The sequence below is a fragment of the Bradyrhizobium sp. NAS96.2 genome (assembly GCF_001908235.1).
Classification (GTDB): Bacteria; Pseudomonadota; Alphaproteobacteria; order Rhizobiales; family Xanthobacteraceae; genus Bradyrhizobium.
Window position 1 is genome coordinate 1 of the sequence record NZ_LGHK01000293.1, and the last position, 9,130, is coordinate 9,130.

Sequence of the window (9,130 nt, forward strand, 5' to 3'; positions counted from 1 at the left end):
CAGGCCCCATCACCTTCAAAACCGGCCTCGAACACTTCCACGCCGTCGCCCAAGGATGGAGCCTCAGAGATGTGTGCATGCCCTAGTGCGAAAGCAGGGACCGATACGCCGCGGCCCATCAATAGGGCAATCGGGCAACCATCTTGTGCAGACAATAGCGGCCGGTGGTTATGGGCCCCTGCTCCCGTGCGCAATTGCGCACTAGGCAGCGGCGACGACGGCGATGACCTACGCCTCGCGCACCACGGTCTTCAGATAATTGTACGCCTTGATGATCTCGATCAGGCGATCCTCGGTGGAGCGGTCGCCGCCATTGGCGTCGGGGTGGTGCTGCTTCACCAACGCCTTGTATTTCGACTTGACGTCTTCCAGCGTCGCCTCGGCCCCCAATCCCATCACCAGCAGCGCCTTGCGCTCGGCGTTCATGACCTTGCGGGTCTCGGGCTTGGGCTCCGCGCCACCCGGCCCCGGGCGCCAGCGGCCGCGGCCGTTGAGCTCGGAGAACACGTGGAACGGATCGGAGGCGGCATCGAGACCGCTCTCCTTCTTGCCGTTGTTGGCGCCCATCTTCCAGGTCGGACGATGACCGGTCAGCGCGTCCTTCTGGTAGCGCGCGACGTCGTCAGGATTCATACCCTGGAAGAAATTGTAGGACTGGTTGTACTCGCGGACGTGATCGAGACAGAAGTGCCAATACTCGCGCGAATTCTCGCGGCCCTTCGGGGCGCGGTGTGCGCCCTTGTTCTGGCAACCCGCCCACTCGCAGGTCACGGCCTGCTCGCCGGCCTGCGCCTGGCGCTTCGCACTCACCTTGGTCGGCTTGATGCGAATGGAGTCGAAGAATTTTGATGAATCGATCGGCATGATCTCTTTGACTACGCAATGCACAAATCTTCAAGTCTTGACATTGCGCAGACCTCGTTTCCCGCTAGCACCATTGACGAAAAGCCGTCGCGAACCTAACTCCGCCGCCATGAGCACCAAAGACGCTATCATACACAAGTTGCGTGAAGCTTTCTTGCCCGAAAGCCTCGACGTCGTCGATGAGTCACATCTGCATGAGGGCCACGCCGGCCACAGGCCAGGCGGGGAGACGCATTTCAGGGTATATATTGTGTCTCCGGCCTTCGAAGGGAAGAGCCGGATCGAACGCCATCGCATGATAAATGCGACGCTGGCGCAGGAACTCGCCGGCTCGGTCCATGCGCTGGCGATCCACGCACACGGCCCCGGGGAAAAGCCGCGCTAGCTCGCGCTTGCCTCAAGACGAAGCAGCGGTTTTCCGTTATGAGAATAGCACCTCCGCGCTTTAGATGGGGCCATTGATGATCCCTTGCTGGCCACGTTTCCGGTCGATCGTCACCGCCGCCGGCCTGCTCCTGATCTGCGCGATACGCCCGGCCGCGGCGCTGGATATGCCGAGCCCGTTCGTCCAGGAGGTGCTGATCAAGAGCATCCTGGTCTCGCTCAACGACGCGGTCGCCGCGAATAATTTCACCGTGTTCCACGCCAAGATCTCGAAGCCGTTCCGCGACCAGTTTCCGCCCGACAAGCTGCAGACCATCTTCAAGGACCTGGTCGACAAGCACGCCGTGTTCGACGCCGTAGTCGCCAAGCCGATCGTGCTCGATGAGGACGCCAAGATCGACGACAAGGGCGTGCTGCGGCTGAAGGGCCATTTCGACACCACGCCCAAGCAGGTGAAGTACCAGCTCGGCTTCATCCCCTCCGACGGCGCGTGGAAGCTGTCGGGCATCTCGATCGATATCGAGTAGCGGTCGGCACTGCCTATCAGACCCGTCATCCTGAGGTGCGAGCAGAACGAGCCTCGAAGGATGTACGGCCACCAGCCGGGCCGTCGACCCTTCGAGACGCCGCTTCGCGGCTCCTCAGGGTGACGGTGCTGGCAGTCGGGTCGCGCTAATTAGAACGCCGTGCCCGCCCGCTTCGGCTTCTTCTCGTCGAGCTCGGCCTCGCGCGGCACAGCGACGATGCGCAGCGCGGTGATGCGGTTGCGCTCGCGGCGGAGCACGCGGAAACGGAACCCGTGGAAGGTGAAGCTCTGGCCGCGCTCCGGGATCGAGCGCGCCTCGTGGATCACGAGGCCGGCGACCGTGGTCGCCTCCTCGTCCGGCAGCCGCCAGTCCATAGCGCGGTTGAGGTCGCGGATCGGCACCGAGCCGTCCACCACGACGGAGCCGTCCGGTTGCGCCCGCACACCGGCGACGACGACGTCGTGCTCGTCGGAGATGTCGCCGACGATCTCCTCCAGGATGTCCTCCAGCGTCACCATGCCCTCGACCTCGCCATACTCGTCGACCACGAGGGCGAAGTGGGTCTTGCGGCGGCGGAACGCCTTCAGCTGTTCGGAGACCGGGCGCATCTCCGGCACGAACCAGGGCGGCAGCGCGATCGCGGAGGCGTCGATCGCGGACATGTCGCCCTCGTTGGCGCGCATCGCGCGCAGCAGATCCTTAGCGTGCAGCACGCCGACGATGTTCTCCGGCTTTTCCCGCCACAGCGGGATGCGGGTGTATTCGCTGGCCAGCACCTCGCGCACCAGTTCTTCCGGCGGCAGGTCGGCGTTGACCATGGTCATCTCGGTGCGATGGACCATGACGTCGGAGACCTGCAGCTCGCTGAGGTCCAAGAGCCCGCCAAGCATGTCGCGGTCCTGCTTCTCGACCTTGCCTTCGTGATGCAGCAGGTCGACCGCGCCGCGCAGGCGCTCGGTCGGAGACAGCACCGCCTGATGGGCGCCAACCTTGATGCCGAGCAACTTCATCAGCGCCAGCACGATGGTCTCGATGATGGTGAGCAGCGGCCCCAGCACGAAGATGGTCAGCCGCATCGGCCGCGCGACCAGCAGCGAGATGCGGTCGGGCGCGTTGATCGCGATGGTCTTGGGCAATACCTCGGCGAACACCACGACCATCACGGTCATCACGGCGGTAGCGTAGAGCACACCGACATCGCCGAACCAGGCGGTGAACACGCCGGTCGCCAGCGCCGAGGCGCCGATATTGGCGATATTGTTGCCGAGCAGCAGCGCGCCGATCATCCGCTCGCGCATGTTGATCAGCCTTGAGACGACGCCGGCCTCGCTGTTGCCCTGTTTCGACAGCCGCAGCATGCTGGCGCGCGAGGCGCCGGTCAGCGCGGTCTCACTCGCCGCGAAGAATGCGGAGATGAAGAGACAGAGCAGCACGATCGAGAAGGTCAACCATCCCACTGGCGTGATCCGTGGCTTTAAGCCTTCAGCTTGGCTTGCAGGAAGTCGCGCACCGGCTGCGGCTCGACATTGTTGGCAATGACGGCGCGGCCGACCGCCTCGAGCAGGATGAAGGTGAGCTTGCCGCGCTTGACCTTCTTGTCCTGCGCCATCAGCGCCAGCAATGCGTCGGCATCGGCGAGACCTTCCTGCGTGAAGCCTGCGATGTCCTGCAGCCGCGTCGGCAGTCCTACCGCGGAAAGATGACGGGCGATGCGGGCCGCATCGTCAGGTGAAATCATGCCGAGCTGCGCCGAGAATTCCGCGGCCAGCACCATGCCGACCGAGACGCCCTCGCCGTGAAACAGGCGGTCGGAGAAGCCGGTCGCGGCTTCCAGTGCATGGCCGAAGGTGTGGCCGAGATTGAGCAGCGCGCGCTCGCCGGTCTCGCGCTCGTCGCGGGAGACGACGCCGGCCTTGGCGCGGCAGGAGGTGGCGATCGCGTGCTCGCGCCCGGCACCGCCCGCGAAGATGTCGGCGTGGTTCGTCTCCAGCCAGGCGAAGAACGCCTCGTCACCCAGGATGCCGTATTTCGCGACCTCGGCGTAGCCGGCGCGGAACTGGCGCGGCGACAGCGTGTCGAGCACGGACGTATCGGCAATCACCAGCACGGGCTGATGGAAGGCGCCGATCAGGTTCTTGCCCTGCGGCGAGTTAATCCCGGTCTTGCCGCCGACCGAGGAATCGACCTGCGCGAGCAGCGAGGTCGGCACCTGCACGAAATCGACGCCGCGGCGCAGGATCGCGGCCGCAAAGCCCGCGAGATCGCCGACCACGCCGCCGCCAAGCGCGATCACCAGATCATTGCGCTCGATCTTCGCTGAGATCAGTGCTTCGCTGACCTGTGTCAGCGTCGCGTAGCCCTTCGAGCCCTCGCCCTCCTCGACGACGATCCGCGACGTCGGCACGCCTGCGGCGGCGAGCGACACTTCGGTCGGCTCCAGCCAATGCCTGGCGACGGTGCGGTCGGTGACGATGGCGGTGCGCACGCCGGGCCGCAGCGCCGCGACGCGTTCGCCGAGCGAGGCCAGCACGTCGCGGCCGATGACGATGTCATAGGCGCGGTCGCCGAGCGCGACGTCGACGGTAACGGAGGCGGAATGTTTCAGGGGCGCAGTCATGAGGTCGTGTTCAATCCATCAGGTGGTGGCTCGCCGGCCGGCCGCGCGCCGCACAGATGCGCATGCAGGGCCTCGAGGCATTCGTCGACGATGCGGTCATGCGGCACGTCGCGCGAGGCGATCGTCAGGTCGGCGGTGCCGTAGACCGGCTCGCGCTCGCTGAGCAGTCGGTTGACGGTCGCCTCGGGGTCGGCGGTCTGCAGCAGCGGACGGTCGGCGCGGCGGCGGACCCGGCGCATGATGATATCACTGTCGGCCTTGAGCCAGATCGAGATCGCGCGGTCGCGAATCCGGCTCCGGGTCTCCTCGCGCATGAAGGCGCCGCCGCCGGTCGCCAGCACGATCGGGCCGCTGTCGAGGATGCGGGCGATCACCCGCGCTTCGCCGTCGCGGAAATAAGCCTCGCCATGGGTCTCGAAGATCTCGGGGATCGTCATGTCGGCCGCCGTCTCGATCTCGGTGTCGGCATCGGTGAAGGGCAGCTTGAGCCGCGCCGCCATCCGCCGGCCGATGGTCGACTTGCCGGCCCCCATCATGCCGACCAGCACGATCGACCGCGGCCCCAGCGCGGCCGCGATGTCGGCCTCCAGGGTCGGGTGGGTGGGCGCCGGTACGGCTGCGTCGGACATCAAAAAGCTCGGATATTGGGACGAATTGTTCAGAATTCGAGCCACCTATACTACCCCCGGCGACACCGTTACCAGCGACTCTTGCAACCGCGCGGGGAACATGTTGGATGATTTCATTGGTTAATTCGCCGCCCGAGTCGCCTCCATGCCCAGCCTGTTCCGCTTCCTGACGGTCGTCGCCGTGATTTTCGGGATCGGCTACGGCATCGTCTTCGCGCTGGCGAATTTCGTGCACCCGAAACCGCGGGAAATGACCGTGACCATCCCGCCGGATAAGTTCCTCAAGAAATAGCCGCTATGATTCTGGCATGCCCTTAGCAGCCAAGATCCCCGCCAAGTCCTCGGACGCCAAGCTGACCGCGTTGTTCCTCGACATGCTCGCCGCGGAACAGGGCGCAGGCCTCAACACGCTCGACGCCTACCGGCGCGACCTCACGGATTTTTCCGACTACCTCACCCAGGCCGGTGCCGACTTCACCAGCGCCGACACTGAGGCGCTGCGCGGCTACCTCGCCGACCTGGACACGCGCGGCTTCAAGTCGACCAGCGTGGCGCGGCGGCTGTCGGCGATGCGGCATCTCTACCGCTTCCTGCTCAACGAGCGGGTCCGCACTGACGATCCGGCCGCGATCCTGTCCGGCCCGAAGCGTGGTCGCGGCCTGCCCAAGGTGCTGTCGATCGCTGACGTCGACCGCATGCTGACCCGCGCCAAGGAGCTGACCCAGACCGACGTCTCGCCGGCGCAGCGGCTGCGCGCGCTGCGGCTCTACTGTCTGCTCGAGGTGCTCTACGCCACTGGCCTGCGCGTCTCCGAACTGGTGTCGCTGCCGGTCGCCGCGGCGCGGCGCGATGCGCGGATGATCGTGGTGCGCGGCAAGGGCAACAAGGAACGGCTGGTGCCGCTGAACGATGCTTCGCGCCAGGCGATGGCCGATTACCTCGCCGCGCTGGAAGTGATGCAGCCGAAGGCGAAGAAGGCGGCGCCCTCGAAATGGCTGTTTCCCTCCTCCGGCGAGAGCGGCCATCTGACCCGGCAGCATTTCGCCCGCGACCTGAAGGAGCTTGCGGCTGCCTCCGGCCTCGCGCCGCGGTTGGTCTCCCCGCACGTGCTGCGCCACGCCTTCGCCAGCCATCTGCTGCATAACGGCGCGGACCTGCGCATCGTGCAGACGCTGCTGGGCCACACCGACATCTCGACCACCCAGATCTACACCCATGTGGTCGAGGAGCGGCTGAAGAGCCTGGTCCGCGACCTGCATCCGCTGGCCGAGAAGTCGTAGGCGCTTCGTAGCCCGGATGGAGCGGAAGCGAAATCCGGGGCCACTTCCACCGCGGAGCGGTTTTTCCCGGATTTCGCTTCGCTTCATCCGGGCTACATTGATCGAAGACACAGATACCGCCACCTCATCCGCCTTGACTTCCGCACCATCTCCGCAGAAAGAGCGTCACCTGCCTGCGATCCCGAAGCGTGCATTCCGCCGGAATGCGCGTTAACCGATTGAAGTTACGAAACTTCTCTTGCCACCGCCAAAACCGCTTCGCCCCTCGCACCGTTCCTCCCTATATTGAGTTGATGCCCGATCCGATGCGCAGCTATCTCGACTTCGAAAAACCCGTCGCCGAGCTTGAATCCAAGATCGACGAGTTGCGTGCGCTTGCCGCGAGCGGCAGCGACATCGGCGACGAGGTCGCGCGGATCGAGGACAAGGCGGCGCAGGCGCTCACCGACCTCTATGCCAATCTGACGCCGTGGCAGAAGACGCTGGTGGCGCGGCATCCGCAGCGGCCGCACTTCACCGATTTCATCGGCGGCCTGATCACCGAATTCACGCCGATGGCCGGCGACCGCAAGTTCGCCGACGACGAGGCCCTGATCGGCGGCTTCGGCCGCTTCCGCGGCGAGAGCATCTGCGTGGTCGGCCAGGAGAAGGGCGCCACCACCGACAGCCGCATCAAGCACAATTTCGGCATGGCGCGCCCTGAAGGCTATCGCAAGGCGGTGCGCCTGATGGAGATGGCCGACCGCTTCGGCATTCCGGTGCTGTCGATCGTCGATTCGGCCGGTGCCTATCCCGGCATCGGCGCCGAGGAGCGCGGCCAGGCCGAGGCGATCGCACGCTCGACCGACGCCTGCCTGTCGCTCGGCGTGCCCAATGTCGCGATCGTCACCGGCGAAGGCATGTCGGGCGGCGCCATCGCGATCACCACCGCCAACCGCGTGCTGATGATGGAGCACGCGATCTACAGCGTGATCTCGCCGGAGGCAGCGTCCTCGATCCTGTGGCGCGACGGCACCAAGGCGCAGGAAGCCGCCAACAGCATGAAGATCACCGCGCAGGACATGCTGCGCTTCGGCGTGATCGACCAGATCCTCAAGGAGCCCTCCGGCGGCGCGCATCGCGACCCGGCCGCGATGATCGCGACCACCGGCGATGCCATCGCCCAGGCGCTCAACGACCTACGAAATCTTGATCCGGACGCGATTCGCAAACAGCGGCGCCAGAAGTTCCTGGATATCGGCCGCAAGCTGGCCTGACCCGCCTAAATAGCCCGATTTTTCGACCAAATCGGCCGATTTTGCCGTAATTGGGCCCCGAGCCGGGTCTTTAACATTCCTTGAACCATGCCTGCTACCGTGAAGGCTGTCAGCCCCGGTTCAGGTTGCGAGCAGGGGGTGGTCGAAGGCTAATATTTTACACAATGGCTTCAGGGCATATTCGCCGTGTTGGGGTCGCGAAAATCGCCCGGTGGGTGTGGAGCTCGGACTTGACTCATCGCACGCTCGTACGCGCGCTTCTGACCTCGGCGGTGCTCGCCGCAGGCGTCATGCTCGCCGGTTGTGACAGCGACCAGATCTCGCTCGCGCAGAATGCCAAGGCGAACCAGCCGGTCCCGCCAAAGCTCGTCGCCGCCATGGCCGAGAAGGATATGGACCTGCAGTCGCCGATCCTGGTGCGCCTGTTCAAGCAGGAGGCCGAGCTCGAGGTCTGGAAGCAGACCCGCTCCGGCCAGTTCGCGCTGCTCAAGACCTATCCGATCTGCCGCTGGTCGGGCGATCTCGGCCCGAAGGTCCGCGAAGGCGACCGCCAGGCGCCGGAGGGGTTCTATTCGATCAACCCGAGCCAGATGAATCCGCAGTCGGCCTATTACCTGTCGTTCAACACCGGCTATCCCAACGCATTCGACAAGGCGCTCGGCCGCACCGGCTCGGAGCTGATGGTGCATGGCGACTGCTCGTCGCGCGGCTGCTACGCGATGACCGACGAGCAGATCGCGGAGATCTATTCGCTCGGCCGCGAATCCTTCTTCGGTGGCCAGAAGGCGTTCCAGTTCCAGGCCTATCCGTTCCGGATGACCGCGGTGAACATGGCCAAGCACCGCAACAATCCGAACATGCCGTTCTGGAAGATGATCAAGGTCGGCAATGATCATTTCGAGGTGACGAAGCAGGAGCCGAAGGTCGACTTCTGCGAGAAGAAATACGTCTTCGACGCGGCGAAGCCGGCGGACGCTGTGCGCGACCCGGTGTTCAACGCATCGGCGAAGTGCCCGGCCTATGTGATCCCCGACGAGATCGCGAGCGCGGTGCGCGAGAAGGAGCAGCGCGACGACGCCGAGATGGCCAAGCTGGCCGCCAAGGGCACGCCGGTGGCGCGCCTCAACACCGGCATCGACGGCGGCATGAACGCGATCTTCGCCTCGAAGATTCCGGAGGGAAACACCGGCCTGTCCGAAGGCGGCGACAGCCAGGCGCTGGCATCGATGTCGCTGGCGCGCGCCCCCGGCACCATCCCCGGCACGGTCAATCCGCCCAGGCCCAATCTCGCGGTCCAGCAGGAAGAGCCTGTGGTTGCGACGACGTCGTCGACCTCGGTCGCGACAGCGTCGTCGACCACGCCGCCGGCAACCACCCGTGTGGCGTCGGCGAATGCGTCCGACAAGTCCGAAGGCTTCTTCTCGAGCTTTGCCCGCAAGGTCGGCATCGGCGGCACCGCCGATGCGAGCCAGCCGGCCGCCAAGCCTCCGGCCGCTGCCGCTCCAGCCAAGCCGAAGGTCGCCGAGGCGAAGCCGCAATCGGTTGTGCGCGTCGCACCGAAGGCCGAGCCGAA

General features: G+C 65.4%; 10 protein-coding genes. 6 read left to right on the forward strand and 4 right to left on the reverse strand.

Features of this window, described 5'->3' with window-relative positions; all coding sequences use genetic code 11:
* Window positions 1–228: 228 nt before the first annotated feature.
* Window positions 229–864, reverse strand: a complete 636-nt coding sequence (locus AC628_RS39910; RefSeq protein WP_050423915.1) for a J domain-containing protein — start codon at window positions 862–864, stop codon at window positions 229–231.
* A gap of 109 nt (window positions 865–973) precedes the next feature.
* On the opposite strand from AC628_RS39910, the gene AC628_RS39915 reads away from it, so the two are divergent.
* Together AC628_RS39915 and AC628_RS39920 are read left to right on the forward strand one after the other, a co-directional pair.
* Window positions 974–1,249, forward strand: a complete 276-nt coding sequence (locus AC628_RS39915; RefSeq protein WP_074132203.1) for a BolA family protein — start codon at window positions 974–976, stop codon at window positions 1,247–1,249.
* A 76-nt stretch (window positions 1,250–1,325) separates the two neighbouring features.
* Window positions 1,326–1,775: a hypothetical protein gene (locus tag AC628_RS39920; RefSeq protein ID WP_074132205.1), complete on the forward strand. Its 450-nt coding sequence runs from the start codon at window positions 1,326–1,328 to the stop codon at window positions 1,773–1,775.
* Window positions 1,776–1,924: 149 nt separating this feature from the next.
* Here the strand turns inward: AC628_RS39920 and AC628_RS39925 are convergent, their stop codons facing one another.
* Genes AC628_RS39925 through AC628_RS39935 form a run of 3 tightly spaced genes read right to left on the reverse strand, consistent with a single transcriptional unit; the run spans window position 1,925 to window position 5,021 of the window.
* A complete protein-coding gene (locus AC628_RS39925) occupies window positions 1,925–3,232 on the reverse strand; it encodes an HlyC/CorC family transporter (RefSeq protein ID WP_074132207.1) in 1,308 nt (435 codons plus the stop codon).
* Window positions 3,233–3,249: 17 nt separating this feature from the next.
* Entirely contained in the window at window positions 3,250–4,392 is a 1,143-nt protein-coding gene (aroB, locus tag AC628_RS39930; RefSeq protein WP_074132209.1) for a 3-dehydroquinate synthase, read from the reverse strand.
* Window positions 4,389–5,021, reverse strand: coding sequence for a shikimate kinase (locus AC628_RS39935; RefSeq protein ID WP_074132211.1), 633 nt, complete (start codon window positions 5,019–5,021; stop codon window positions 4,389–4,391). The genes aroB and AC628_RS39935 overlap by 4 nt, the downstream gene beginning before the upstream one ends.
* A 145-nt stretch (window positions 5,022–5,166) precedes the next feature.
* On the opposite strand from AC628_RS39935, the gene AC628_RS39940 reads away from it, so the two are divergent.
* The 4 genes from AC628_RS39940 to AC628_RS39955 all read left to right on the forward strand — a co-directional run.
* Entirely contained in the window at window positions 5,167–5,313 is a 147-nt protein-coding gene (locus AC628_RS39940; protein WP_016843561.1) for a hypothetical protein, read from the forward strand.
* 16 nt (window positions 5,314–5,329) lie between these two features.
* Window positions 5,330–6,301, forward strand: coding sequence for a site-specific tyrosine recombinase XerD (gene xerD, locus AC628_RS39945; RefSeq protein WP_245321569.1), 972 nt, complete (start codon window positions 5,330–5,332; stop codon window positions 6,299–6,301).
* 293 nt (window positions 6,302–6,594) lie between these two features.
* A complete protein-coding gene (locus AC628_RS39950; protein WP_050423919.1) occupies window positions 6,595–7,557 on the forward strand; it encodes an acetyl-CoA carboxylase carboxyltransferase subunit alpha in 963 nt (320 codons plus the stop codon).
* 230 nt (window positions 7,558–7,787) lie between these two features.
* Window positions 7,788–9,130, forward strand: a 1,343-nt coding sequence (locus AC628_RS39955; protein WP_245321571.1) for a L,D-transpeptidase family protein, incomplete at its 3' end; no start/stop codon positions are given.